General features: G+C 68.8%; 29 protein-coding genes and 1 tRNA gene. 7 read left to right on the top strand and 23 right to left on the bottom strand.

What is annotated here, in order from left to right:
- Positions 1–35: 35 nt before the first annotated feature.
- From C1746_RS17940 to C1746_RS17895, 10 genes are all read right to left on the bottom strand, one after another.
- The gene (locus C1746_RS17940; protein WP_116716120.1) at positions 36–866 is read right to left on the bottom strand and encodes a HugZ family pyridoxamine 5'-phosphate oxidase; all 831 of its coding nucleotides are present in this window, start codon (positions 864–866) and stop codon (positions 36–38) included.
- Between the two features lie 21 nt (positions 867–887).
- Positions 888–1679 carry an ABC transporter ATP-binding protein gene (locus tag C1746_RS17935; RefSeq protein ID WP_116716119.1) on the bottom strand — a complete coding sequence of 264 codons (792 nt, stop codon included), beginning with the start codon at positions 1677–1679 and terminating at the stop codon, positions 888–890.
- Positions 1676–2593 (bottom strand): ABC transporter ATP-binding protein, encoded by a 918-nt coding sequence (locus C1746_RS17930; RefSeq protein WP_116716118.1) that lies wholly within the window; start codon positions 2591–2593, stop codon positions 1676–1678. Before C1746_RS17930 ends, C1746_RS17935 begins: the two co-directional genes overlap by 4 nt.
- Complete coding sequence (locus C1746_RS17925) at positions 2583–3620, bottom strand: branched-chain amino acid ABC transporter permease (protein ID WP_116716117.1); 1038 nt, start codon at positions 3618–3620, stop codon at positions 2583–2585. The genes C1746_RS17930 and C1746_RS17925 overlap by 11 nt, the downstream gene beginning before the upstream one ends.
- A 12-nt stretch (positions 3621–3632) precedes the next feature.
- Positions 3633–4961 (bottom strand): ABC transporter permease subunit, encoded by a 1329-nt coding sequence (locus C1746_RS17920; RefSeq protein WP_162867910.1) that lies wholly within the window; start codon positions 4959–4961, stop codon positions 3633–3635.
- A 91-nt stretch (positions 4962–5052) separates the two neighbouring features.
- Entirely contained in the window at positions 5053–5805 is a 753-nt protein-coding gene (locus tag C1746_RS17915) for an amino acid ABC transporter ATP-binding protein (RefSeq protein WP_116716115.1), read from the bottom strand.
- Positions 5789–6934 (bottom strand): amino acid ABC transporter permease, encoded by a 1146-nt coding sequence (locus C1746_RS17910; RefSeq protein ID WP_205711973.1) that lies wholly within the window; start codon positions 6932–6934, stop codon positions 5789–5791. Before C1746_RS17910 ends, C1746_RS17915 begins: the two co-directional genes overlap by 17 nt.
- A 159-nt stretch (positions 6935–7093) precedes the next feature.
- Positions 7094–7990: a transporter substrate-binding domain-containing protein gene (locus C1746_RS17905; protein ID WP_116716114.1), complete on the bottom strand. Its 897-nt coding sequence runs from the start codon at positions 7988–7990 to the stop codon at positions 7094–7096.
- 89 nt (positions 7991–8079) lie between these two features.
- Positions 8080–8679: an ANTAR domain-containing response regulator gene (locus tag C1746_RS17900; protein ID WP_116716113.1), complete on the bottom strand. Its 600-nt coding sequence runs from the start codon at positions 8677–8679 to the stop codon at positions 8080–8082.
- Between the two features lie 27 nt (positions 8680–8706).
- A tRNA-Leu gene (locus tag C1746_RS17895) sits at positions 8707–8780 on the bottom strand.
- A 101-nt stretch (positions 8781–8881) separates the two neighbouring features.
- Here C1746_RS17895 and C1746_RS17890 point away from each other — a divergent pair.
- The 3 genes from C1746_RS17890 to C1746_RS17880 are packed head-to-tail and all read left to right on the top strand — an operon-like array spanning position 8882 to position 10996.
- Positions 8882–9613: an SDR family NAD(P)-dependent oxidoreductase gene (locus C1746_RS17890; RefSeq protein ID WP_116716112.1), complete on the top strand. Its 732-nt coding sequence runs from the start codon at positions 8882–8884 to the stop codon at positions 9611–9613.
- 45 nt (positions 9614–9658) lie between these two features.
- Positions 9659–10549 carry a TIGR01777 family oxidoreductase gene (locus C1746_RS17885; protein ID WP_116716111.1) on the top strand — a complete coding sequence of 297 codons (891 nt, stop codon included), beginning with the start codon at positions 9659–9661 and terminating at the stop codon, positions 10547–10549.
- 6 nt (positions 10550–10555) lie between these two features.
- Positions 10556–10996, top strand: a complete 441-nt coding sequence (locus C1746_RS17880; protein ID WP_116716110.1) for a hypothetical protein — start codon at positions 10556–10558, stop codon at positions 10994–10996.
- 134 nt (positions 10997–11130) lie between these two features.
- Here the strand turns inward: C1746_RS17880 and trpA are convergent, their stop codons facing one another.
- The 7 genes from trpA to hisI form a co-directional block, all read right to left on the bottom strand.
- Complete coding sequence (gene trpA, locus C1746_RS17875; RefSeq protein ID WP_116716109.1) at positions 11131–11934, bottom strand: tryptophan synthase subunit alpha; 804 nt, start codon at positions 11932–11934, stop codon at positions 11131–11133.
- Positions 11934–13166, bottom strand: coding sequence for a tryptophan synthase subunit beta (gene trpB, locus C1746_RS17870; RefSeq protein WP_116716108.1), 1233 nt, complete (start codon positions 13164–13166; stop codon positions 11934–11936). Before trpB ends, trpA begins: the two co-directional genes overlap by 1 nt.
- A gap of 186 nt (positions 13167–13352) precedes the next feature.
- Entirely contained in the window at positions 13353–14168 is an 816-nt protein-coding gene (locus C1746_RS17865; RefSeq protein ID WP_116716107.1) for an indole-3-glycerol phosphate synthase TrpC, read from the bottom strand.
- Positions 14165–15139, bottom strand: coding sequence for a Ppx/GppA family phosphatase (locus C1746_RS17860; RefSeq protein ID WP_162867909.1), 975 nt, complete (start codon positions 15137–15139; stop codon positions 14165–14167). The genes C1746_RS17865 and C1746_RS17860 overlap by 4 nt, the downstream gene beginning before the upstream one ends.
- The gene (locus C1746_RS22200) at positions 15136–15720 is read right to left on the bottom strand and encodes a hypothetical protein (RefSeq protein ID WP_162867908.1); all 585 of its coding nucleotides are present in this window, start codon (positions 15718–15720) and stop codon (positions 15136–15138) included. The genes C1746_RS17860 and C1746_RS22200 overlap by 4 nt, the downstream gene beginning before the upstream one ends.
- Positions 15717–17252, bottom strand: coding sequence for an anthranilate synthase component I (gene trpE / locus C1746_RS17855; protein WP_116716105.1), 1536 nt, complete (start codon positions 17250–17252; stop codon positions 15717–15719). Before trpE ends, C1746_RS22200 begins: the two co-directional genes overlap by 4 nt.
- A complete protein-coding gene (gene hisI, locus C1746_RS17850) occupies positions 17249–17602 on the bottom strand; it encodes a phosphoribosyl-AMP cyclohydrolase (RefSeq protein WP_116716104.1) in 354 nt (117 codons plus the stop codon). Before hisI ends, trpE begins: the two co-directional genes overlap by 4 nt.
- Positions 17603–17705: 103 nt before the next feature.
- On the opposite strand from hisI, the gene C1746_RS17845 reads away from it, so the two are divergent.
- Together C1746_RS17845 and C1746_RS17840 are read left to right on the top strand one after the other, a co-directional pair.
- The gene (locus C1746_RS17845) at positions 17706–18434 is read left to right on the top strand and encodes an alpha/beta hydrolase (protein ID WP_162867907.1); all 729 of its coding nucleotides are present in this window, start codon (positions 17706–17708) and stop codon (positions 18432–18434) included.
- Between the two features lie 121 nt (positions 18435–18555).
- Positions 18556–19041 (top strand): nuclear transport factor 2 family protein, encoded by a 486-nt coding sequence (locus C1746_RS17840; RefSeq protein WP_116716102.1) that lies wholly within the window; start codon positions 18556–18558, stop codon positions 19039–19041.
- A 36-nt stretch (positions 19042–19077) separates the two neighbouring features.
- Here C1746_RS17840 and hisF read toward each other — a convergent pair whose 3' ends face one another.
- The 6 genes from hisF to hisD form a co-directional block, all read right to left on the bottom strand.
- The gene (gene hisF, locus C1746_RS17835; RefSeq protein ID WP_116716227.1) at positions 19078–19848 is read right to left on the bottom strand and encodes an imidazole glycerol phosphate synthase subunit HisF; all 771 of its coding nucleotides are present in this window, start codon (positions 19846–19848) and stop codon (positions 19078–19080) included.
- Positions 19849–19865: 17 nt separating this feature from the next.
- Entirely contained in the window at positions 19866–20594 is a 729-nt protein-coding gene (hisA, locus tag C1746_RS17830) for a 1-(5-phosphoribosyl)-5-[(5-phosphoribosylamino)methylideneamino]imidazole-4-carboxamide isomerase (protein WP_116716101.1), read from the bottom strand.
- 102 nt (positions 20595–20696) lie between these two features.
- Positions 20697–21353 carry an imidazole glycerol phosphate synthase subunit HisH gene (gene hisH / locus C1746_RS17825; protein ID WP_116716100.1) on the bottom strand — a complete coding sequence of 219 codons (657 nt, stop codon included), beginning with the start codon at positions 21351–21353 and terminating at the stop codon, positions 20697–20699.
- A gap of 19 nt (positions 21354–21372) precedes the next feature.
- Positions 21373–21972 carry an imidazoleglycerol-phosphate dehydratase HisB gene (hisB, locus tag C1746_RS17820; protein ID WP_116716099.1) on the bottom strand — a complete coding sequence of 200 codons (600 nt, stop codon included), beginning with the start codon at positions 21970–21972 and terminating at the stop codon, positions 21373–21375.
- Between the two features lie 31 nt (positions 21973–22003).
- Positions 22004–23089, bottom strand: a complete 1086-nt coding sequence (gene hisC, locus C1746_RS17815) for a histidinol-phosphate transaminase (RefSeq protein WP_116716098.1) — start codon at positions 23087–23089, stop codon at positions 22004–22006.
- 199 nt (positions 23090–23288) lie between these two features.
- Positions 23289–24611, bottom strand: coding sequence for a histidinol dehydrogenase (gene hisD, locus C1746_RS17810; RefSeq protein ID WP_116716097.1), 1323 nt, complete (start codon positions 24609–24611; stop codon positions 23289–23291).
- Positions 24612–24726: 115 nt separating this feature from the next.
- Here hisD and C1746_RS17805 point away from each other — a divergent pair, with 115 nt between their 5' ends.
- Together C1746_RS17805 and C1746_RS17800 are read left to right on the top strand one after the other, a co-directional pair.
- Positions 24727–25422: an LON peptidase substrate-binding domain-containing protein gene (locus C1746_RS17805; protein WP_162867906.1), complete on the top strand. Its 696-nt coding sequence runs from the start codon at positions 24727–24729 to the stop codon at positions 25420–25422.
- The gene (locus C1746_RS17800) at positions 25419–26015 is read left to right on the top strand and encodes a DNA-3-methyladenine glycosylase I (protein WP_414627976.1); all 597 of its coding nucleotides are present in this window, start codon (positions 25419–25421) and stop codon (positions 26013–26015) included. The genes C1746_RS17805 and C1746_RS17800 overlap by 4 nt, the downstream gene beginning before the upstream one ends.
- The last annotated feature ends 44 nt before the right edge of the window (positions 26016–26059 follow it).

The raw sequence follows: 26059 nt of genomic DNA, 5'->3' as shown, positions 1-26059 counted from the left end.
GTCGCCACCCGCGCGACGTGGAACGGAGCGCCTGCTCAGGCCGCTCGCGCCTGCCTGACCAGTTCGACCATGGCCGTCCGGGCCTCATCGGCGGCTTGGAGCGGCTCGCCGAACCCGATGCGACCGAAGGCCACCTCATGCCCCTCGGGATGGTCGTCGACGGCGATCTGCACCTCGAAGCCGTACCGGTCACACGACAGCATCGAGACCTCACCGATGCTGCCCGGCACGTCCAGGAAGGCTCGGGTCATCTCCACCAGTGACTCGCCGTGGTCGGCGTTCATGTGCGCCACGATGCCGGCCTCGGCAGGTGCAACCGGATCGGGCTTCGCAGTCGGGTAGCCCGCGACATCGACCCAGCTCATCTCGCCGAACCCGCGGACGTACCGGATGGCCGAGACGCCAAGACGGCGAACCGCGAAGTCGGGGAAGCGGGCCCAGAACGCCGCGGGGTGTGTGTCAAGGTAGGTCTGCGTGGCGCGTTCCTGCTCAGCCTCAGGGACCGGATGGACCTCCCCGACCAACGTTGCTCGGGCGGCGGCAAGTCGGCCGGCGCCCTCGCCCGTCGCGCTCACCAGCAGGGAAGCCCGACAGTCGGCGTCGAGGTTGCGGGCGTGCTCCGCCATGCTGCTCATCAGGATGAGCGGCGCCCCGTCCGCATCGACCGCGAACGTGACGATCGAGCCGAACGGATGGCCCGCCGGGTCGAGGGCGATCGTGGCGAGCGTCCCGTCGGTGGAGCCCGCCAGCAGCGTGCGCGTCCGTTCGGCGTGGCTGGGCTCGGCGGCGCCGGGCTGGCGGTAGGTCGGCGGGCCGCCGCGGGAGTGGGGGTCGTCGCTCACAGGGTCGTTCACGGGGTCGCTCACCAGGTCGACAGTAGCGGTGCCCTACTCGTTCTTGGCCAGGGTTCCCAGGTACAACTCGATGACCTTCGGGTCGCTCAGCAGCTCGTCGCCCGTCCCCGTGTACGCGTCGCGCCCCTGGTCGAGCACGTACCCGCGGTCGCAGATGCGCAGGCACTGCTGGGCGTTCTGCTCCACCATCACGATCGTCACGCCAGCGTCGTTGATCTGCTTCACCCGGTGGAAGACGACCCCCTGGTTGGCCGGCGACAGACCGGCCGAGGGTTCATCCAGCATGAGCACACCCGGATCCATCATCAGCGCCCGACCCATCGCAACCATCTGACGCTCACCGCCGGACAACGACCCAGCCTGCTGCTTCCGCCGGGTGCCGAGCTTCGGGAACAGCCCAACCACGAAGTCGAACCGCTCCTTGAACAGCGAGGGCTTGAGGTACACGCCCATCTCGAGATTCTCCTCGATGGACAACGACGGGAAGACGTTGTTGGTCTGGGGGACGTACCCGACACCGTGGTCGACCAGTTCGTGCGCGCTCATGCCGGTGATCTCCTCGCCGGCGAGCACCACCCGTCCGTCCCGGACCTCGACCAACCCGAACATGGACTTGATCAGGGTCGACTTGCCGGCACCGTTGGGTCCGATGATGCCGACCAGTTCTCCCTTGCGGACGTGCAGGTTGCAGCCGTTCAGGATGTCGACGCCCGGCAGGTAGCCGGCCACGAGATCCTCGGCGAACAGTATGGACTCCTCCGGCGTCGGCGGGGTGCCGGCCTCGGACAGGACCTGCGCGTGCTGGCGGGTGTCCTGGTCGCTCATGAGTCGTCCTCGTCATCGATGTCGGACAGGGAGATCTCGCCCTGACCCTCGGCCCCGCCCAGGTAGGCCTGGATGACCGTCTCGTTCTTCCCGATCGACTCCGGGGGCCCCTCGGCGATCACCCGCCCCTCAGCCATCACGACCACCCAGTCGGAGATGTCCATGACCACATCCATGTCGTGCTCGACGAAGACCACGGTCATGCCGAGCTCATCCCGCAAGCTCTTGACGTGGCCGAGCAGGGACTGGACGAGCGCCGGGTTGACGCCGGCCATTGGCTCGTCGAGGCAGACCAGGCTCGGTTCGACCATGAGGGCGCGAGCCATCTCGAGCAGCTTGCGCTGGCCCCCGGAGAGCGTTCCGGCCAGATCCTCCCGCTTGGTGTCGAGCTTGAAGCGGGCCAGCAGATCATCGGCCCGCTCCGTGATCGCATCCTCCTGCTTCGCCCAGGTCCACGGCATGATCGCCGGCAGGAACCGCTCGCCGGTCTGACCGGTGCCGGCCAGCCGCATGTTCTCGATCACGCTCATGCGGTTGAGGGACTTGGTCAGCTGAAACGTTCGGACCATCCCGTACTTGGCGACCTTGTGGGCGGCCACACCCCCCAGGTCGTGGCCGTCGAAGGACCAGCTGCCCTCACTGGGCTCGTCGAACCCGGTCATCAGGTTGAAGAAGGTCGTCTTGCCGGCTCCGTTTGGTCCGATCAGGGCGGTGATCAGACCCCGCTGGATCTCCAGATGGTCGACGTCGACGGCGGTCAGACCGCCGAACCGTCGCGTGACGCCGTCCACGATGAGGGCCGGGTCCGGCTTGGCCACGCCAGCCTCCGGTGCGACGGAGGTCATGGCGGCCTGGGACTCCCGCGTGAGCGGGTTCACCTCCGCCGGCGCGTCCGACTCGGTCTCAGCGGGCATCGAGCAGCATCTCCTCTCGGTTGCCGAAGATCCCCTGGGGTCTGAACGCCATGAGCAGCGCCAGCATCAGGCCGACCATGATGAACCGGATGGGTCCGACCTCGGGCAGGGCGATCACGGAGTCCGGGATGATGCCCTCGGTGATCAGCTCACGGATCAGCGTCTCGAGGCCCGAGGTGATGAACAGGAACAGGAAGCTGCCGACCACCGGACCCCAGATGGTCCCGGTGCCACCCAGGATGATGATGACGTAGGCGAAGAAGGTGCGGACCGGGATGTAGGTGTCGGGTGCGACGGCCTGGGTTCCGATGGCCAGGAACATCCCACCGAACGCGCCGAAGACACCGCCCAGGATCAGGGCCTGCATCTTGTAGCTGAAGACGTTCTTGCCCAGCGCCCGGGCGGCGTCCTCGTCCTCGCGGATCGACTTGAGCACCCGCCCCCAGGGCGAGCGCATGAGCAGATAGGTCCAGGCCACCAGCACCAGCACCAGGCCCCAGCCGACCGTCATGGTCCACAGCTGCTGGGAGGAGTAGTTGAGTTGCCCGAAGTACCGTCCGGCCGGGATCGGGTTGATGGCGAAGAAGTCGTCGGCGAACTGCTGGATCCCGAACACCGAGTTGGTCAGTGGCTGGAAGGTGTCGGAGCGGAACAGGAATCGGAGGATCTCGGCGGCCGCGATGGTCGTGATCGCGAGGTAGTCGCTGCGCAACCGGAGGGTCGGGACCCCGAGCAGCAGGGCGAGCACCACCGCCAGGACGATGCCGAGGATGACCCCGAAGATCAGCGGCTGGCCACAGGGGCCGATCTGGTCGGCCGCCGTCTGGGTGGCGGCTTCGTCGGGGCAGGCCCGGGCCATGATCGCCACGCCGTAGGCACCGACGAGCATGAACCCGACCTGCCCGAAGTTGAGCAGGCCGGTGTAGCCGAAGTGGATGTTGAGGCCGATGGCGGCCAGCGCGAAGACGACGGCTTCGACACCGAGGCCGGCCCGCAGGCCGTCGTACAGGACGTTGGTCAGTTCCATGCGTGCGCCGCCCTATCCGAAACGTTCAGCTCGTCCCAGGATCCCCTGGGGTTTGACCAGCAGGACCAGGATCAGGATGAGGAGGGCCCACACGAACTTCAGCTGGACGCTGAAGAAGGCGGTGGACACCTGGCTGATGACCCCCACGACGAGGGAGCCGAGCATCGCGCCGTACGCCGTGCCGATGCCGCCCAGGATCACCCCGGCGAACATCAGCAGGAGCAGATTGAAGCCCATGTTGACGTTCACCTGCTCCGTCGAGCCGAGCAGCACGCCGCCGAGCGCCGAGAGGCCACCGCCGAGGACCCACACGAACTGGATGACCCGGTTGACGTTGATACCCGAGGACTCAGCCAGGTCCCGGTTGTCCGACACGGCCCGCATGGCCTTGCCGATCTTCGTGCGTTGGAGCATCAGCCCGATGCCGACGAGCACGACCGTGCTGATCACGATGATTCCGAGGTCACGGGGGACGATGCGGATGCCGAAGAGGCTGATCTGCTCCTGGATGTTGTAGTTGGTGAACGGCCGGGTGTCGCCGCCGTAGGCGATGAGGATGACGTTGCGGATGATGAACGACAGCCCGATCGAGATCACGAGCATCGCGATGAGCCCGACCCCACGACTGCGCAGTGGCGCCCAGACGGCGGACTCCAGGCCGCCGCCGAAGATGCCGCCGATGATGATGGCGACCACGCCGGCGAAGACGAGGTGGACGCCGGGCCCCGCCGGCGAGGCGTTGATGAAGAAGGCCACGACGGCCCCGAGGGTGACGAGCTCGCCGTGGGCGAAGTTCACCAGTCCGGTGACCCCGAAGATCAGCGACAGGCCGATCGCGCTGATGGCGATGATGAACCCCAGCTTGATGCCGTCGACGAAGAGCTGGGGGACGCGGCTCAGCTTGTTCGCGAACGCACCGCCGCCCGCCCCACCCGTGCCTTCGCCGTCCAGCGGGAACAGCGCGTTGGCCTGCCGACCGGGCTGGACGGTCTGGGTCCGCTCGGTGGTCTCGTTCCGGGGCGTCAGGCCCTCGGGCAGGGTGGTGGCGTCCATCTGGATGGTGTACTCACCGGGGCCGGGGAGGTCGATCAGGGCCTCACCGTTGTCATCGGTGAGGGCTGAACCGATCTCCGCTCCCTCCGCATCGATGACCGTGATGCCGACGTTTGGTATCCGCTCCTGGTCCTGGCCGGCGCCACTGAACACACGGGCCAGCGCCTGCTCGGCCGGTTCCTCGTCCTGGGCCAACGCCGAGGGCGCCCAGGCGATGCCGACCGCGACCAGGACGGTCGCGATGAGCGCAACCGCTCGCTTCCACTCCACAGCAACCACGTAACTCACCTTGTGTTGGGTCTCATCACGCGAGGTCACGCGTGGCGAGTGGTCGGCAGCATACTCCCGATGGAAGGACACGTGGTGTCGTGCGTGTAACTCACAGGACCTGGCTGAGGAACTCCTTGAGGCGATCGCTCTGCGGGTTCTCCATGATCTCGAGGGGCGGGCCATCCTCGACGATCACGCCGCCGTCCATGAAGATCACGCGGTCGGCGACCTCGCGGGCAAAGCCCATCTCGTGCGTGACGACCATCATGGTCATGCCCTGGCTGGCCAGATCGGTCATGACGTCCAGGACGCCCTTGACCAGTTCGGGGTCGAGCGCGGAGGTGACCTCGTCGAAGAGCATCACCTCGGGCTCCATGGCCAGCGCGCGGGCCATCGCGACGCGCTGCTTCTGCCCGCCGGAGAGCTGCGCGGGGCGGACGTCGGCCTTCTCGGCCAGACCCACCTCGGAGAGCCGGGCCATCCCGATCTCGTTGGCCTCCGACTTCGACATGTCCTTGACCTTGCGAAGCGCGACCGTGACGTTGCCGAGGACGGTCATGTGCGGGAAGAGGTTGAAGTGCTGGAAGACCATGCCGCAGCGCTGGCGCATGCGGTCGACGTTGACGCCGTCCTCGGTGATGTCGATGCCGTCGAGCAGCACCTGACCCCCAGTCGGCTCCTCGAGGAGGTTGACACACCGGAGCATGGTCGACTTCCCGGAGCCGGACGGCCCGACCACGACGACCACCTCACCGGCCGGGATCTCGAGATCGATACCGGTCAGAACCTTGAGGGACCCGAAGGACTTCTGGAGGTTGCGCAGTTCCACTCGTGGGGTGCTCACCTTAGACTCCCCCAGCATTGGTCATGCCCAGCCCAGGTTCCAGCGGGTCGTCGTCTTCGCCGCCCTTCTGGCGGGCCTCGGCTTTTCGTCCTTCCCGCAATCGGTCGTCGAGGTAGTTGGTCAGTCTTGTGAGCGGAACCGTGAGCAGCAGATAGAAGATCCCAGCCAGCACCACAGCTGAGTAGTTGCCGTTCTGCTGGGCCAAGTTGGTGCCCACGCGGTACAGGTCGCGGCCCTCGAAGAAGCTCGTTGCGTTGGCTGCGAGCCCAACCACGAAGATCAGTGACGTGTCCTTCAGCAGCGCGATGTACTCGTTGGTCAACGGCGGGACCACCCGCCGGAGCCCCTGCGGCACGATCACCAACCGCATGGCCTCCCGATGTGGCATGCCGAGCGACCTCGCCGCCTCCATCTGTCCCTCATCGATCGACTGGATGCCTGATCGGACGATCTCCCCGACGTAGGCCGTCGCGACAAGCCCGAGGGCGAACGCAGCCTTGAAGATGGGGTTGTTCCCGACCGGACGGATACCCGCCAAGGGCAGTGCAAATCCGATGAGGACGATGGTCAGGATTGCCGGCAACCCGCGGAAGATGTCGATGTACAGAACGGCGAAGTTCCTGATCAGCCACACCCGCGAGATGCGCATCAGAGCGAGGATCGTCCCGAGGATCTGACCCATCACCGTGGCGATGATCCACGCGATCATCGTCACCTTGAGCCCCTCGAAGAACATGGTCGGCAGCGCGTCTGCCATGAAGCCGAGGTCGAAGAAGAGCGTCTGGAGCGTGGACAGTTGCTCGGAACTGCTGAGCGACCACGAGATCAGCCCGCCCACGACGAAGATGGCAAGTCCAGCCAGGCCCGCCTGCTTGCCCATCGTGGCTTGGCGCATGGTGCCGTCCCCAGGCGGGCTGTAGTCGATCCGACGGCCGTACTGCGTGGCGACCCACCAGGCTGCAACTCCCGCGATGGGCACCAGGGCGCCAGCGATGCCGACGTTGACGACGAAGATGACGACCGGTGCGGCGATCAGCGTGAAGGCGCCCAGTGCAAGGGCGATCTTCGGCGCCGTGTCCCCGCCGCTCGGCGTCACCCGGTCGGGACGATCCAGCATGGCTGGTGGTTGCTGCGCAGTGTCGGTCATGGTCATCCGATCCTCACTGGACCACCTCGGGACGTGGTCCGATGCGCACTCTCGCACAGATGTGTTTCCGGAGACACCTGCCGACGCAACAGCCGCGAAAACAGCGACGCCCCACCCGGTCACGGGTGGGGCGCAGGCTCTTGCCTAGCTGGCGATTCCCTAGCTGGCGAACTGCTCCGGGACGTCGCCCTCGAACCAGGTGCCGTAGATCTCGGCGTAGGTTCCGTCTTCGATGATGCCGGCCAGGGCCTCGTTGATGGCGGTGGCCAGACCGGTGTTGCCCTCACCGACCCCGATGCCATACAGCTCGTCGGTGTTGACCTCCTCGGCAAGCACGGCCGTCCCAGCCTCGACCTGACCGCCGACGACGGGGAGGTCGATGAAGACCGCATCCACCGACTCGCTGGCCAACGCGGCAAACGCGTCGACGGAGGTCGGGAACTCCTGGATGGAGCTGTCCGCGAAGTTCTCAAGTGCGTAGTCAGCACCCGTCGTCCCGGACTGGACCGCGATCGTCGTGTCGGCGGTGAGGTCGCCGACGCCCGTGATCTCAGAGCCCTCGAGCGTCGCCAGACCCTGGTTGGCGGCGAAGTAGGGGTCGGAGAAGTCGATGGTCTCGTCGCGTTCGTCGGTGATGGTGATGGCTGAGATGATGGCGTCGAAGGAACCACCAGCCAGCTGCGTGAAGATGGTGTCGAACGGTGTGTTCTGGTACTCCACCTCGACACCGATCCGAGAAGCGATTTCGTCCATCAAGTCGATGTCGAACCCAACTGGCTCGCCATCCACGATGCTCTCGAACGGCTCGAAGGCGATGTCGGAGCCCACGAGGAGCTGACCCTCCTCGAGGAGCCCGAGGTCACCCGAGGAGGCGGCCTCCTCGGCGTCCTCCATGGCCTCGTCGGCCGATGCCTCGACGTCGTCGACTGCCGCGCTGGCCTCGTCGGCCGACTCCTCCACCTCGGCATCTCCGTCATCGTCCGACGCACAGGCGGCGGCCGTCAGAGCGAGCAGCGTCATCAGGGCGATGAGCCAGCGGAAACGTTCGATCTTCATTGCGTGTCCCTTCACATGGAATTTGATGGCGAATGCTATCGGCCCGATGCGGAGACTTCCCAGAAACCTCCTACGACAGTCGTAGGGCGTCAGCCTGCGGCGTCAGCGTGGTCGTTGATGACCTGTTCCGCGATGATCTTCATGGTCAGCCGCTGCTCCATGGCGGCCTTCTGTAGGTGGCGGAATGCAGCGGCTTCGGTCATGCCCTCCGTCTCCATGAGGACACCCTTGGCCTTCTCCACAACCTTGCGGGCCTCGAGCCGGTCGGTCAAGGTCCCGACCTCCGCCTCGAGCCCCTTCAGGTCCTTGAACCGGCCTGCGGCGATCTCGATCGCAGGCAGCAGGTCGTGCTTCTGGAAGGGCTTGACCAGGTACGCCATGGCCCCTGCGCGACGTGCCTGCTCGATCAGATCGCGCTGGCTGAAGGCTGTCAGGATGAGCACGGCCGAGAGCCGCTCACCCGTGATCTGGTCTGCGGCCTGGATGCCGTCCATGACCGGCATCTTGACGTCGAGGATGCACAGGTCCGGCTGCAACTCCCGCGCCATCCGGACGGCCGTGGCGCCGTCACTGACCTCGGCAACGACCTCGAAGCCCTCCTCGACCAGCATCTCCTTGAGGTCGAGGCGGATCAGTGCCTCGTCCTCGGCGATCAGGACCCGGATCGGTGCGTCAGCGACGTCGGTCATTCGCAGGAAGGCCTTCCGTGTTGTGGGTACCCCCGGTGGGATTCGAACCCACACTTGCACGAGTTTGAGTCGTGTGTCTCTGCCAGTTGGACTACAGGGGCGCGTGGCCCACGTAGCTTAGGCGCGCCGTCCGAGCGGTGCTACGGGGCCCGCCCTCATCGAGGCGTGGATACCGAGACCTCGGGCGGGGTACCCCTCCCCCATGAGCGAACAACAGTCAGTCGTCATCGTCGGAGCAGCAGGTGGCATCGGGTCGGAACTGGTCCGCCGTCTCGCCAAGTCCGGAGCCACACTCACCCTGGCCGGACGAACCAAGGAGCCACTTGATGAGTTGGCCAGCGAGGTGGGTGCCACGTCTGTTGTCTGCGACGCCACGGACCCGGAAGCGGTCGACGCACTGTTCGAGGAGGCCGGGGAGATAACCGGGGCGGTGAACCTGGCCGGCTCGTTGCTGCTCAAGCCGGCCCACCGAACCTCACCGGAGGAGTTCAGCGACACCATCAACGCGAGTCTGCTGACGGCCTTCAACGTCGTCCGCGCGGCCGCCGGGTCGTTGGTCACGGCACGGAGCGGTGGGTCGATCGTCCTCATGTCGTCCGCTGTGGCCCGGACCGGGATGCGGCACCACGACGCGATCGCCGCCGCCAAAGGTGGGGTCGAAGCGCTGGCACGTGCCTCGGCATCCTCCTACGCCGACAAGGGGATCCGCGTCAACGCGGTCGCTCCCGGCATGACCGAGACGGCCTTGACCAGCAAGCTGCTGGCCACCGACACCGCCCGCAAGGCCAGCGAGAACCTCCACCCCATGGGGACGATCGCCCAGCCCGAGGAGGTGGCGAGCGCCATCGCCTGGCTGCTCGACCCGGTCCAGCGGGTGGTGACCGGCCAGGTCCTGGCCGTCGACGCCGGTCTGGGCAGCCTCCATCGGCGCTGAACCCTGCTCGGCCGCTCGCCCAGCCCACCACGAAAGCAGCGCAGCATGAAGATCGCCATCACCGGATCCACCGGCCTCATCGGAGAGCGCCTCGTGGCGGACCTTCTCTCGGACGGGCACCAGCCCATCCGCATGGTCCGGAGCAACCCGACGGGCTCTGACATCGTCTGGAGTACGACGGGGCCACTGGACCCTGCCGCGCTCCGGGGTGTGGACGCCGTCGTCCACCTGGCCGGTGAGCCAATCGGTGCGGGCCGGTGGACCGACGCCCGGAAGCGACGGATTCGTGAGAGCCGCGTCAACGGAACGACCACGCTGACCACGGCGATGGCGGCTGCTGATGGTGGCCCGAAGGTGCTGGTCAGCGCCAGCGCGATCGGCTACTACGGCGATGCCGGCGACACGGTGCTGACCGAGTCCTCGCCACCTGGGGACGACTTCCTGGCCGATGTGGTCGTGGCGTGGGAGGCGGCCGCAGACCCGGCGCGTGAGGCCGGGATCCGGGTGTGCCACCCGCGCACTGGGATCGTGCTGGATCCGGACGGTGGCGCCCTGCAGAAGATGCTCCCCTTGTTCAAGCTGGGGGTCGGGGGGAAGTTCGGCTCCGGCGAGCAGTGGTGGTCATGGATCACGATCGACGACGTGTCGGGAGCGATCCGCTGGATGCTCGAGAACGAGGACGCCGACGGCGCGTACAACCTCACGGCGCCCAACCCGACGACCAATGCCGAGTTCACCGAGGTCCTCGGCGACGTACTCGGCCGACCGACGTTCCTGCCGGTGCCGAAGTTCGGCCCGAAGCTCATCCTGGGCGAGTTGGCCGACGCGCTGCTGTTCCACTCCCAACGAGTCGAACCGCAGCGGACGGAGAAGGACGGGTACACCTTCCAGTTCGCGAATCTGGCGGCTGGTCTGCGGCAGGTCCTCGGCAAGTAGCTCGTCGTGAAGCCGGTGGTCCTGGCCAACGTGGCCTCGTCGGTCTTCATGGCCGGGATGATCTGGACGATCCAGGTCGTCCACTACCCCCTGTTCGAGCAGGTTGGCGAGGGAACGTTCGTGGCCTACATGGCCGAGCACCAGCGCCGCATCAGCCTGGTGATCCTGCTGCCCTGGGCGGTGGAGGGGCTCAGTTCGCTGGCCTTGGTCGCTGACCCACCGGACGGAGTCGGACGGGTCCTTCCGCTGGCCGGTCTCGCGGCCGCTGGGGTGGCGGTGCTGGCCACGGTCGGCTTGGCCGTGCCGGAGCATGGGCGCCTGTCAGACGGGATCGACCTCGAGGCCATCCGGCGTCTGGTCTCCACCAACTGGGTCCGGACAGCAGCCTGGTCGGCGCACGCCGGGATCGCGCTGTGGATCGCGGCCAGGGCGGCTCGGCGGGGCTGAGCAGTGGGCCAAGTGTGTCAAGTTCGAGCGGCCCCGCAGGCACACGTGACACACCAACCTGGACCGGGCCACAGCGCACGGAGGTGCGTCAGGTTCGAGCGGCCCTCCAGGCACAGGTGACACACCCTCAGGGGTCAGGCGCGCGCAGCCCGACGGACACCCTCGGCCAGCCCGGCCACGTACTCCTTGACCGCCTCGGGGCCTCCCTCCCCGGCCGCCTTGACGACGGCTGAGCCGACGATCACCCCGTCGGCGAAGCCCGCGATCTCCTCGGCGTGCTCCGGCAGGGTCACCCCGATCCCGACGCACACCGGCTTGTCGGTCAACGGCCTGATGCGGTCCACCAGCGGCCGGGCTCGCTCCGACAGGGACTGCCGGACCCCGGTGACACCCATGGTCGAGGTGGCGTACACGAATCCGGTGGAGGCCTCCACGACCCCGGCGATCCGCTCGTCGGAGGAGCTGGGCGAGGTCAGGAACACCGTCTCCAACCCGTGCGCCGCGGAGACCTTGCACCAGGTGACCCCCTCGTCGGCGGGCAGGTCGGGCAGGATCGTCCCGGCCAACCCGGCCTCGGCGCAGGCGTCGGCGAACGCCTCCAGCTGGTCCACGCCGTCGTAGTGCCAGGCGATGTTGTAGTACGTCATCGCCACCGCGGGAACGTCGATCGCTGCCGTCAGGCGGCCACACATCGCCAGGTCATCGGCCGGGGTGTACCCGTGGCCCATGGCGACCTGGTTCGCGGCCTGGATGATAGGCCCGTCCATCAGCGGGTCGGAGTAGGGCAAGCCGACTTCGATCAGATCCGCACCGCCCTCCACGGCGGCTTCGATGCATGCCTGTGAGGTGTCCATGTCCGGGTACCCGGCGGGCAGGTAGACGATGAGGGCTGCACGCCCCTCGGCGTTCACGGCCGCAATCCGCTGGGCGACGGCCATCACGCACCTCCGGCCGGCGGCGCCTCAGCACCGTCGAGGCTGGTCATCTCGAGCACCCGTGCCACCTCGTCCACATCCTTGTCCCCGCGGCCGGAGAGGTTGATCACCACGGTGGCGTCCTCGCCCATCTCCCGGGCCAGCCGCAGCGCAGGCACGACGGCGTGCGCCGGCTCGAGGGCTGGGATGATGCCCTCCAGCTCGCAGAGCAGCTTGAACCCCTCGAGCGCCTCGGTGTCCGTCGCGGCCAGGTACTCCGCACGGCCGGTGTCGGCCAGCCACGCGTGCTCGGCCCCGATGCCCGGATAGTCCAGGCCTGCGCTGATCGAGTGGGTCGGCTGCACCTGTCCGAACTCGTCCTGCAGGACGATCGTGCGGGCCCCGTGGAGGATCCCCTCCGTCCCACCGCTGATCGTGGCGCAGTGCCGGCCGCTGTCGACCCCGTGGCCGGCCGCCTCGACGCCGACCAGTCGGACGCCCGGGTCCTCGATGAACTCGTAGAACGCACCCATCGCGTTGGACCCACCACCGACACAGGCGACGACGGCATCGGGCAGCGCACCCTCCACCTCGAGCATCTGGCCCTTGATCTCCTCGCCGATGACCTTGACGAAGTCGCGGACCATGGTCGGGAAGGGATGCGGACCCATCACCGAGCCGATGAGGTAGTGGGTGTCGTCCACGTTGGTCACCCAGTCGCGCATGGCCTCGTTGATGGCGTCCTTGAGCGTCCGGGTACCTGACGTGACCGGCACCACGGTCGCACCCATGAGCCGCATGCGGACGACGTTGAGCCGTTGACGCCGGCAGTCCTCCTCTCCCATGTAGACCACGCACTCGAGGCCGAGGAGTGCGGCGATGGTCGCCGTCGCGACGCCGTGCTGGCCGGCGCCGGTCTCGGCGATCAGGCGCGGCTTGCCCATCCGCTTGGCCAACAGGCCCTGTCCGAGGACGTTGCAGAGCTTGTGGGAGCCGGTGTGGGCCAGGTCCTCGCGCTTGAGGTAGATGGTCGCGCCACCGGCGTGCTCGGTCAGCCGGTCGGCTCGGTACAGCGCGGTCGGCCGGCCGCCGTAGGTCGCCCGGAGGCCGTTCATCTCGGTGAGGAAGGCCGGGTCGGCCATGGCCTCGCCGAAGCTGGCGGTCAACTCGTCCAGGGCACCCATGAGCGCCTCGGGGACGTACTGGCCGCCGAAGCGGCCGAACTGGGTGTCGTGTGGTGCGTCGAGGGTGGTCACGGAAGGCTCCGATGGGGTCCGGTCGCGGGAGGCCCAACGGTACGCGGCCTGGTCCGCACGGCCAGGTCTGCGCCGGTCGGCCACCGGTGGGTGGACATACCCCTCCCGCGGGGTGGTATGTCCACCCACCCAGGTCACCCGCAACGGCGACCGGACCTCAACGGGCAGACCAGGGCGCGGCGGACCTCAGCCCAGCAGCGCCCGTACGGCCGCGGTGGGGTCCGCAGCCGTCGCGACGTGCTCCCCCACCAGGATCGCGTCAGCGCCGAGCGCCTCGTACTCCGCCACGTCCGCACGGCCGCGGATGCCGCTCTCGGCGACGAGCAGGGCCCCGTCAGGCAGGTCGGCCTCCTCCCGAACTCGGGCCACGTGGCCGCGGTCGACCTCCAGCGTCACCAGATCGCGGGCGTTGACCCCGAGGATCAGACGCCGACCTGTGTCAGCCGTGGCGTGGGCGGCCACGCCTCGCGCCACCTCCTCCGCGCTGTGTGTCTCGACCAGGCAATCGAGCCCCGCCCGGTCGGCCACCCGCATCAGCTGGCCCATCTGGGTGTCCTCCAACGCCGCCACGATCAGCAGCACGGCCGCGGCCCCAGCCGAGCGCGCCTGCCAGACCTGGTACTCGACGACGATGAAGTCCTTGCGGATGACCGGAAGATCAACCGCGTCAGCCACCGCCTCGAGGTCGGTCAGGCCACCGGAGAAGTGAGCCGGCTCCGTCAGCACGCTGATCGCGCTGGCACCGCCGTCGGCGTAGGACCTGGCCAGTGCCGCGGGGTCGGGGATGTCGGCCATGTGGCCGCGGGAGGGGCTGGCCCGCTTCACCTCCGTGATGGCCGCAACCTGACCGGCTCGCGGGTCGGCGAGGGCAGCTGCGAAGCTCGGAGGTGGCGCCGTGGCCTGGGCCTGGTGGATCATCTCGGCCAGCGGGACCTCGGCTTCGTCCGCCGCCACCCGCTGGCTGGCCTCGGCACACACCTGCTGCAGGAATCCAGATCTCATCGGTCGGTGACCACCTTCGGGTCGACGATGTGACACCCAGCGACCACGTCGAGCAGCACCCCTTCGCGGAGACCCCAGTCGCACAGGGTGATGGCCGGCAGATCCAGGGCCTGCATGGTCGCCAGCACCGCCACCCCGGCCCCGGGCAGCAGATCAGCCCGCTTGGCCGAGATGCCCTCGATGTCCATACGGGCGTGGGCGTCCATCGAGCACAGGTGGGCGTAGGCGAGCTCCAACTGGTCGCGGCTGACCAGCATCCCCCGGACCTTCTCCGGCACCGCGCCTCCGATCATCTTCAGCCCCAGTCGGCCGAGGTCCCGGATCGTCCCGGCCGTGCCGTAGGTGACCAGCCGCTCGTCCGGGTACCGCCGCTGCGCCAGGATCTCCTCCGCGGCCGGCTGGATCAGCTCCATGCAGTGCCGGTGCAGCGCCGCCTGCTCGTGCAGTCGGGGCGGGTCGGACACGTGGTCGACCAGCTTCCCGCCCCCCAGGGGCAACGAGACGCCAGCAGCCATCCCGCCGGTTCCTCCCAGGGCGATCTCCAGGGATCCGCCCCCGAGGTCCATCATCAGCACCTCGGCATCGTCGGCCAGATTCATGGCCGAGACGATCCCCTTCAGGCTGAGCGCGGCCTCGTCCCGCCCGTCCAGCAGCTGGATGGGTACCCCGTGCCGCTTGCGCATCTCCTTGCGAAAGGCGTCCCCGTCTTCGGCGACCCGCAGTGCCTCGGTCGCGACGGCCACGACCTGCTCGGCTCCCTCGTCCTCGACGATCTCCATGAGGTCATCGAAGGCGGTCGCGGCGCGCTTGAAGGCGTCCTTGCCCAGCTTGCCGGTCCTCGCCACCGGCTCGCCCAGTCGGTTGGTCAGCTTGCGGGTCTTGACGCGCTTGATGCGGCCCCGCGGGCGGGTGTCGGCCACGAGGAGGTGGAACGAGTTGGAGCCGAGGTCCAGGGCGGCCAGCCGACTCACGAGTCGCGCTCCGACGTCGAGTTCGGGGACGCGTCGGCCAGATCCCACTCCTCGTCCGCGGTCGTCTCGGCTTGGACCGCCTCCACGGTGTAGCTGCTGTCCGCCACGTCGGCCGCCGGAGCCGACGGGGAGCGCAGCCGCCACGCCAGACCGCACAGCACCAGACACCCCAGCAGGGCGAGGCCGTAGAGCCCCATGGCCGGCAGAACGGTCTCATCGGGGTCCACACCGCCCAGGAGGACGACGCCGAAGGATTCTCCGGGAATGGTCAGGACGGGCACGATCGCACCGAACACCGTGACTGTGGCGAGCGCGATGGTGATGGTGCGGCCACGTCGACCGGCAACTCGCCCGACCGGACTGACCAGCAGCAGCAGCGTCCCCGCGGCCATGACGATCAAGGACGTGGGAACTGACCCTGGCCTCAACTCGGCCCCGCTCAGCCCACGAATCCGCTGCGGCAACTCGAACTCCTCCGGGGAGGGGCTGGCGACCGCGACCTCCCACCACGTTGCGGTGGTCAGTCCCAGCATGAGCACGCCCAGCAGAACCACGGCAAGGCCCAGGTAGCTGGTCTTCACCCCCGGTCCTCCCCCACTGTGGCGACGTGGACGGCCGTGTCCTCGACGCTCCGCTCCCACGCCTCGGCTGCCCGCACGGCACTGAGCAACGCCATCGCCTTGTTGCGCGTCTCCTCGTGTTCGGTCTCTGGCACGCTGTCCGCCACGACACCCGCGCCCGCCTGGACGTAGGCGTGGCCGCCGTGGAACACCAGGGTCCGGATGGCGATGCACAGATCGGCGTTGCCGGCCAGGTCGATGTAGCCGATGCCGCCGCCGTAGATGCCGCGCCGGGTGGGCTCGAGCTCCTCGATGATCTCCATCGCCCGGACCTTGGGTGCACCGCTCAGCGTGCCAGCCGGGAAGGTTGCCCGGATGACGTCGATCGGTCCCATGCCCTCGGCCACGGTGCCGCTCACCCGACTGACCAGATGCATGATGTGGGAGTACCGGACCACGGACATGAAGTCGGTGACCTCGACGGAGGCGACGTCGGAGATCCGCCCCAGGTCGTTGCGGGCCAGGTCGACCAGCATCACGTGTTCGGCGCGCTCCTTCTCGTCGGTCGTCAGCCGCTCCTCCAGTTCGGCGTCCTCGGCCGGGGTCGCACCGCGCGGCTGCGAGCCGGCGATGGGCCAGATCTGCGCCGTCCCGTCATTGACGGTCACCAGGGCTTCGGGCGAGGATCCGACGATCTGCAGGTCCCCGAAGTCGAAGAGGTACATGTAGGGCGAGGGGTTGATGACCCGCAGGACGCGGTGGACGGCCAGCGGGTCGACCGTGGTCTCGAGGGAGAAGCGCTGCGACGGGACGATCTGGAAGGCGTCCCCGGCTCGGATGTAGGCCTTGGCGGCGTCGACGGAGGCCATGTACTGGGCCGGCTCCATGTTCGCGGCTGCCTGCTCGACCTGAGTCGGCTCCGGTGGGGGGATGACCGGGGCGGCGATCGGCTCCGCCAGGTGTGTGACCAGCCGCTCCCCGGCCTCCACCGCGGCCCGGTGCGCACCCTCGGGGTCCGACCCCGGGATGGTGTTGGTGACCACGGTCAGCCGTTGCCGCAGATGATCGAAGGCCACCACCTGGCCGGGCACGATCAGGCGCGCATCATCCAGCCCTTGGTCGTCGATCGTGTCCGTCGGGAGGCACTCGATGAACCGGACGACGTCCCACCCGAGGTACCCGACGAGCCCGGCGAACAGCGGCGGCAGGGCGGGCAGCTCCGGCACGGTCAACCAGTCGAGGAGTGCCTGCGCCGTGACCAGTGGGTCACCGGTTGCGGCCGCCTGATGGACGGCGTCCGGTACCTCACCGTCCACATGGACGACGCCATCAGCAGCGGTCATCGTGATCAGCGGCGCCAGGCCGATGAAGGAGTAGCGGCCCCACCGCTCACCCTGCTCGACCGACTCGAGGAGGAACGAGCCTGGCTCCCGCAGCCGCGCGTAGACGCTGACCGGCGTGGAGACGTCGGCCAGCACCTCCCGCACGACTGGGACGAGCACGTGTCCGTCGGCCAGTTCGAGGAAGTGGTCGAGATCGGGTGAGGCACTCACTGTCGAGGCGTGTCCTCCAGCGATTCCAGTGGCCCGAAGCAGGTGCGGGCGCCCGTGTGGCAGGCGACGCCATCACCCTGGTCGACCGCGACGAGGAGGACGTCGGCGTCACAGTCGATCTGGACGTCCACGACCCGTTGGGTGTTGCCGCTGGTGGCGCCCTTGTGCCAACGCTCGCGACGGGAGCGCGACCAGAAGACGGTCTCCCCCAGTTCCAGGGTCTCGGCCAGCGTGGCCGGGGTCATCCAGGCCATCATGAGCACCTCGCCGGTGTCGTGCTGCTGGATGATGGCGGGGATCAGCCCCTCCTCGGTGAGGGTTAGGCGCTGCGTCAGCTGGTCGGCGTCCATGGGTCGCGGCGATGGTAGGCGCTCGGTGGCGTGCGGCCAGCCCGGCCAGCTGGTCTCGCAACAGGGGATTCGTGCGCCGACGACGACCCCACGGGGAGGCATCATGATCGCTGTGCGCTTCACGCTGGTCCACAGCCCGCTGGTCGGTCCGGGCACCTGGACGCCCGTCGCCATGACCCTACGAGATGAGGGTCACGACGTGGCCGTGCCGTCTCTGGTCCGGCTGGCGGCTCAGGGACGGTGGGAGGCCATGGCCGACTCCGCCGCCGCACGAGCAGCCGAGGGCGACGGACCGCACGTGCTCGTCGGTCACTCCGGCGCGGGGCCGCTGCTCCCCCAGATCGTCAGCAGGATGCGGCCCGGACCGGACGCGCTGATCCTGGTCGATGCCGTCATCCCGCCCGCCTCGGGAACCGTCGACGTGGTCCCGCCGCAGTTCTTCGACTTCGTCCGCTCCCTCGTTCCCGCAGCCCAGGAGGGGTCATCGTCCGCGGGCGACGACGTCGCGCGGCTGCCGGTGTGGGCGGAGTGGTTCGGGGATGACGCCATGGTCGGACTGGTCGTGGATCCGGAGGTCCGAGCCCGGCTGCGGCAGGAGATGCCACAGCTGCCGCTGAGCTACTTCGCCCAGCCGATACCGATCCCGGCCGGCTGGGATGGACGGTCGTGCGGCTACCTCCTGCTCAGCGACGCCTACGGCGCGAACCTGGACGCTGCGGTCTCGCGCGGCTGGACCGTGGCCGTCGAGCCGGGCAACCACCTCGACATGGTCAATCGGCGCGCGTCCATAGCGGCGACCCTCGTGGAGATGGCCGGCGCCCTGCTGGGCTGAGGACCTCGGGGCACCCGGACGGGCGGGCCGACCGCGATGTTCCCCCGGTGACGGATCCACAGAGTTCTCACAACCTCACCCGTCACAGTGGAGTCCCAACCGCCGCTGGGAAGGACACTCCATGGACCGCCGCACCGTCATCCTCGGCACTGCCACAAGCGTGGCCGGATCAGCCACGGCAGCGCTGGCCTGGCCACCCGAGCGGCGCTGCGATGACCCTCGCGAACGGCGCAACCTCCGGGTCATGGAGGAGTGGGTGGACAACCTCGTGACCGGCGGTGACAACAGCGCCTTCAAGTCGCCCGACATGACCGTGACGACGCCAGCCGCGCTGCCGTACGGCGGGACGATCCCCGATGCCGAGTACGGTGAGGCGCTGGCCCGGTATTGGGGACCACCGCCCACGCCGCCGGAGGGCGAACCGACGCTCTTCGCCGACGCTGACCGCGTGTTCCTGCAGGGCACGTTCGCCGCCACCGGGCAGCCGACCGGTCTGGCCGTCGAGGTGCCGCTGGTGGAGGTCTTCACCCTGGCGCGCGGGCTGGTCACCAACGACACCCTGTACTTCCTCGACCTCGACGTGATCCTGGCTGCGCTCGACGCCTAGGGCGAATCGACCTGGGACCTCGCGCGACGGGTCCGCTCAGGTCATCCGGACGGGCAGGCCGGCCGCGGCCATGCCCTGCTTGACCTGGCCGATCGAGATCTCGCCGAAGTGGAAGATCGACGCGGCCAGCACTGCGGAGGCCCGTCCGTGAGTCACCCCCTCGATCATGTGGTCGGTTGAGCCCGCTCCGCCGCTGGCAATGACCGGGACGGTGACGGCGTCGTCGACGCGGGCCAGCAGCTCGGTGTCGAACCCGATCTTGGCGCCATCCCGGTCCATCGAGGTCAGCAGGATCTCGCCGGCTCCGCGGCGCTCGCACTCGGCGATCCACTCGATCGCGTCCACACCGGTCGGTCGCCTGCCACCGTGGGTGTAGACCTCCCAGCCCTGGCTCGGGTCGTCGGGGTCACGGCGCTTGGCGTCGACCGCGCTGACCACGCACTGGCTGCCGAAGGCATCGGCGATCCGGCTGAGCACGGTGGGGTCGGCCAGGGCGGCGGAGTTGACCGACGTCTTGTCGGCCCCCGCCCGGAGGAGCTTGCGAGCATCCTCCACCGATCGCACTCCACCGCCCACGGTCAAGGGGATGAACACCTGCTCGGCAGTGATCCGGACGACGTCGTAGATCGTGTCCCGGTCGTCGGAGGAGGCGGTGATGTCGAGGAAGACCAACTCGTCGGCACCCTCGGCGTCGTAGAGGCGGGCGAGCTCGACCGGGTCACCGGCGTCCCTGAGACCGGTGAACTGAACGCCCTTGACCACCCGGCCGGCGTCGACGTCGAGGCAGGGGATGACGCGGACTGCCAACCCGTCCTGGTCCGTCGTCACCGGTTGGCCACCAACTCCAGAGCCTCCGTCAGGGTGAAGGCCTCGGCGTAGAGCGCCTTGCCCACGATGGCGGCATCAACCCGCTCGTGGCAGCGCGCAAGGGTCTCCAGATCGGCCAGGGAGGAGACCCCACCGCTGGCCGTCACCTGCGCCGTGGTGGCGTCGGCCACCTCGCAGAGTCGCTCGACGTTCGGGCCGCTCAGCATCCCGTCACGCCGGATGTCGGTGAAGACGAACCGGGCCACACCCATCTCGGTGAAGGTCGCCAACGCCTCGAACAGGTCACCGGACTCCGAGGTCCAGCCTCGCGCCTTCAGCGTGTGCCCTTCCGCGTCCAGGCCGATCGCGACCCTCTCCCCGTGGGCGTCGAGGGCGGCCTCGACGAAGGAGGGGTCCTCCAGCGCCATGGTGCCGATCACCACCCGCTGGGCGCCGTACCCGATCGAGGCGTTCAGGTCCTCGAGGGTCCGGATACCCCCGCTGGCCTGCACCTTGACACCGGTCGCCTGGACGATGTCGGCGATCAGGTGGCGGTTCTTCGGCTCGCCGGTGAAGGCGGCATCGAGGTCGACGACGTGCAGCCACTCGGTCCCCTCGTCGGCGAAGCGCTGCGCGGCTGCGACCGGGTCGACGTCGTAGACGGTCTCGGCATCGGCCTTGCCCTGGGTCAGTCGGACGGCGCGGCCGTGCTTGATGTCGACGGCTGGGAAGAGGGTGAGGGGCATGGGCGACAGGGTAGGTCGCCGCCATTCAGCAACATGGTGCAGATAGCCGGCGGTCTGCAGGGCAGGTGCACCTTGGTGCCCCATGGCCTCGAGGGGGCTGCGTCAGGACTGGGCCACCGCGGCCACCTCGGCCCGGATGGCCTCCAGCAGTCGACGGCCGACATCGGCTGACTTCTCGGGGTGGAACTGGGTGCCGATCACGCTCCCCTCCCGTGCGATGGCCGGGACGTGTCGGCCGCCGTAGGTCGTCTGGGCGATCACGTGGTCGGGGTCGGACGGCGCGGCGTAGAAGGAGTGGACGAAGTAGACGCGCTCACCCACGACCGGTCGGACCAGTGGGTCGGGCTCGTCGCCGCCCGGCACGCCAAGGGCGTTCCAGCCCATGTGCGGCACCGTCAGCGGCTGGCCGTCCGCGGCGACGGCCGGGAACCGGTGAACCCAACCCGGCAGGATGCCGAGGCCTCGGACGTCGGCGTCCTCATCGGACCCCTCGTACATGATCTGCAGGCCGACGCAGATGCCGAGTACGGGCCGACCGTTGGCCACTCGGTCGCGGATGAGGGGCGTGAAGCCGGCCTGGTCGAACTGGCGGACGCACTGACCGAAGTGCCCCACACCGGGGACGACCACAAGATCGGCGTTGGCAGCCGCACGCGCGTCAGCGGTCACCTGCGCGTCGAAGCCGGCTCGGTCCAGGGCCTTCTCGGCCGACCGCAGGTTGCCGGCGTCGTAGTCCAGGACGGCAGCGGTGACGCTCACCGCCGAGCCTCAGGAGCGCTCACTGCAGGACGCCCTTGGTGGAGGGCACCCCCTGCCCGGTGACCGCCACGGCCCGGCGGAGGGCGACGGCCACTCCCTTGAAGACACACTCCTGGATGTGGTGGGAGTTGTCCCCGGCCAGACAGCTCACGTGCAGTGAGATGCGCGAGTTGGCCACCAACGCCTCGAAGAAGTGCTTGGTCAGACTGGTCTCGTAGGTCCCGACGAGCTCCACGGGCGTGTCGGCGTCGTACACCAGATACGGCCGACCCGACAGATCCACCGCGACCCGGGCCAGCGCCTCGTCGATCGGCACCAGCGCGTCGCCGAACCGTTCGATGCCGGCCTTGTCACCCCAGGCCTCGGCCAGGGCCTGGCCGATGGCGATGCCGGTGTCCTCGACGGTGTGGTGGGCGTCGACCTCGAGGTCTCCGGTCGTGCGGACGTGCAAGTCGATCCGCCCGTGGCGACCCAACTGGTCCAGCATGTGGTCGAAGAACGGCACCCCGGTCTCGATGTCGGCGGTGCCGGTGCCGTCGAGGTCGAGCTCGACCAGGACGGCCGTCTCCTTCGTGGTCCGCTCGATGCGGGCCGTGCGGGTGGGTGACTGGGTGGTCATGGGTCAACTCACTGAGGTGGCGTGCGGCCGCTCAGGCGGTCAGAGCCGCGCCGAGGGCGGTCAGGAAGGCGTCGTTCTCCTCGGGGGTGCCGATGCTGACGCGCAGACACCCGTCGAGGCGAGGTTTGGTCGAGAAGTCCCTGATCAGGATGCCATCCGCCAGCAGCCTGTCGAACACCTCGGCAGCCGTCACGCCCGTGGCGTCCACCCGGAGCAGGATGAAGTTCCCCGCTGAGGGCCAGACGGTCACGCCGTCCAGCGTGCCGAGGGCGTGCAGCACCCGTGCCCGTTCGGCGACGAGGACCTGGATGTGGCTGGTGATCTCGTCGGCCAGATCGAGCGCGGCCAGACCGGCTGCCTGGGTCAGCGCGTCCAGGTGGTAGGGGAGCCGCACCTTGAGCAGATCCTCGACCACCCACGCAGGGGCCAGGAGGTAGCCCAGGCGAAGGCCGGCCAGCCGCCAGGCCTTGCTGAACGTGCGGACGACGACCAGCCGGTCCAGCTCGTCCAGCAATGCCCGACCCTGTCCGGGATCGTCGGCCAGCTCGACGTAGGCCTCGTCCAGCACCACCAGTCCGTCGAAGCTGTCGTGCAGCGCGCGGACGGTCTCTGGCTGGACGGTCAATCCGGTCGGGTTGTTCGGAGAGGCCAGGCACACCAGGGCCGGCCCAGTGCGCTGCACCGCCTGGACCGCCACCTCCGGAGGCAACGAGAAGTCCTCCGCCAGGTCGAACTCGACGACGGCCGTCCCCGTAACCGTCGCGAGCAGCGGGTGGGCGGAGTAGCCGGGACGGGGCAGCAGCACCGACCGTCCGGCCCCGCCGTAGCAGGCGAACAGCTGAGACAGGATCTCGTTGGACCCGTTGGCGACCCAGACCTGCTCGACCGGCAACCTCTCGCGGTCGGCCAGGGCGGTGCGCAGCGCGACGGCGTCCCGGTCGGGGTAGCGGTGGAGGGGCAGTCCCTCGGCCACCCGCTGGGAGAGCGCCTCGAAGAAGGCGGGTGGTGGCGCCCAGGGCGTCTCGTTGGTGTTGAGGCGGATCGGGACGTCGAGTTGCGGGGCCCCGTAGGGCACGACGTCCACCAGGTCATCTCGGACCGGCGGTTGTCCCGTCACGGTCGCCCCGGTCTTGCCTTGCTGTCCGAGCCCAACTCGCTGCCTGAGCCGCCGTCGTCCGAGCCCAACCCGTCGTCCGAGCCCAACCCGTCGTCCGAGCCCAACCCGCTGTCCGAGCCCAAGTCGGCATCTGCCTGGCCGGGTGGGTGGACTTCCCACTTCTGGTGGGTGGGAAGTTCACCCACTCTGACCGAGCCGCTCACAACCGGCCCTCTCGCCGGGCGTCCAGCCGGGCTTCGAGAGATCGGACGTGGGCGGGGAGCCCCTCAGCCTGACCCAGCGCACGCACCACCGGAACCATCCGGTCGAGCGAGTCCGTGGAGAACTCCACCCAGTTGATCGGGACCATGAAGTCATCGGTCCGCAGACCCCCGGTGAACCGCGCCGTGCCTCCGGTCGGCAGCGTGTGGTTCGGACCCGCGCAGTAGTCGCCGAGGGCTGTCGGGGTCTGCACCCCGACGAAGATGGTCCCGGCCACGCCGATCTGCTCGGCCACCGAGCGGGCGTCGGCAGTCTGGATCTCCAGGTGCTCGGGAGCGAAGGCATCGGACACCTCGACGGCGTGGGCCAGGTCGTCCACCAGGATCACCGCACCCTGCCCGGCCAGCGCCTGCCCGATCCGCTCGCCGGTCGGGAGCGCGGCCACCTCCTCCGCCACCAACGGCGCCACCTGGTCGGCCAGCCTCTCGGACGGTGTCACGAGGATCGAGGTGACCAGCGGATCGTGCTCGGCCTGCGCGATCAGGCTGGTCGCCACCAGCCGCGGGTCGGCGGTGCCGTCGGCGATCAGGAGCACCTCGGTCACCCCGGCCATGGCATCGATGCCGACCACGCCCTGCGCGGCGACCTGCATCTTGGCCTCAGCCACGAAGGCATTGCCCGGCCCGACGATCTTGTCGACCTTCGGGATGGTCTCGGTGCCGAAGGCCAGCGCCGCCACGGCCTGGGCGCCTCCGACGCGGACCACGCTGTCCACCCCGAGCAGTGCGGCGGCCGCGAGGATCGTCGAGTTGGGCATGCCCGAGGGCCCCGGCGGGGTTGCGAGGACGATCTCGTCGACGCCGGCCACCGTCGCCGGGATGACGGTCATCAGAACCGTTGAGGGATAGGCGGCCCGTCCGCCCGGCACGTAGACGCCGACGCGCTTGACGGGCGCGTGACGGACACCCATCGTCGCGCCGTCGTGGACGTCGTCCCAGTCGCGCGGCCGGGACTGGCGGTGGAACCACTCGACCTGCTCGGCGGCCGTCTCCAGGGCCTGGCGGAGCTCGGGATCCAGTGCCTCGAGTGCCAGCTTGAGCTCGGCCGGCGGGACCAGCCACGCCGATCCGTCCCAGCCGTCGAAGCGCCGTGTGTACTCGGCGACGGCCGCATCCCCTCGCTGCTGCACGGCGGCGAGGACGTCGGTCACCACATCACGGGCGTCCGTCATGGTCCCGGCGGGCGGACGTGGCAGCCGATCGGAGGGGTCGCTGCGGTCGCCGCGCAGGTCTATCCGTCGGAGCGGTGGGGCGGGGGACATCGGCCCGCAGCGTAGCCGTCGGCTGGTGCCTCAGACGCGGCCGGCGCGGTGCCCGCACGGCGGCATCACACAGCGTGAAGGCACCGCCAACCGGGCTCAACTAGTCTGGGCAGCTGTGGACCTCCCGCTGTTCCCCCTGCACCTGGTGCTGTACCCGGGCCGGCCACTTCCCCTGCACCTGTTCGAGATGCGCTATCGGGACATGTTGCGTGACTGTCTGGCCGGTGACGGATTGTTCGGCGTCGTGGCCATCCGCTCGGGCCGGGAGGTCGGGACGGACTGGACGACGGGCAAGAGCCACCCGCCCGCGGATCCCTCTCCGCCCACGCAGCCCTCCTCGTCCATCTACGCCGTGGGGACCATAACCAAGATCAGGACAGTCTCCGAACGTGACGACGGCCGCTTCGACATCATCACTGTCGGCAGCGGCCGTTTCCGTGTGCGAGAGACCCTGAACGACCGCAGCTACCTGCACGCCGACGTCGACGAGCTCGATGAGTCGGAGGAGCCCCAGGACGTCATCGCGGCAGAGGAGCTGCGAACCGTGCTGCTCCCCTACCTCAAGGGGCTCGGCGTGCCGGAGGAGTTCTGCGAGCGCCTGCCGACCTCCCCAGCCGAGTTGTCCTACCTGGCGTGCAGCGCCCTCCAGGTGGAGGTCCCCATACAGCAGGGCCTGCTCGAGTTGCCAACCCACGCCGAGCGGATGCTCGCGACCGCCAAGATCATCCGCCGCGAGGCTGGGATCATCCGGCACCTCGGCGCGGTGGGCTCGTTCCGGCCGCCGGGTCCTGGCGGCGCCCAGCTGAACTGACCGTGGCGACGCAGGACGGCCTGATCACAGGCCAGGACGGACGTGTCCGCTGTTGGTGGCCAGGCGATGACGAGCAGTACGTCGCCTACCACGACACCGAGTGGGGCCGGCCCGTCCACGACGACGTCCGCCTGTACGAGAAGCTGTGTCTGGAGGGCTTCCAGTCCGGCCTGTCGTGGATCACCATCCTGCGGAAGCGGGACAACTTCCGGGCCGCGTTCGCCGGGTTCGACCCAATGGTTGTGAGCGAGTTCGGGGCGTCCGATGTCGACCGGCTGCTCCAGGACGCCGGGATCATCCGTCATCGGGGAAAGATCGAGGCGGCGATCACCAACGCAAGTGTTGTGCTGGAGATCCAGGACCAGCACGGGTCGCTGGACGCGTTCGTCTGGCGGTTCGCACCGGAGACGGGGACGCGTCCGCGTTCGCTTGCGGAGGTGCCGGCGACGACGCCCGAGTCCACCGCGCTCGCCAAGGCCCTGAAGGCAGAGGGGGCACGCTTCGTCGGCCCCACGACGGCCTACGCCTTCATGCAGTCGATGGGCATGGTGGATGACCACATCGTGGGGTGTGAGTTCGGCCGCGCTGACTGACCGTGGCCGCTTGTCTCGGCGGACGCCGACGACCTGCGGCGTGA

Source organism: Euzebya tangerina (assembly GCF_003074135.1).
GTDB lineage: Bacteria > Actinomycetota > Nitriliruptoria > Euzebyales > Euzebyaceae > Euzebya > Euzebya tangerina.
The sequence above is the reverse complement of the archived record's forward strand: the minus strand, read 5'-3'. Positions and strand labels throughout refer to the sequence as shown.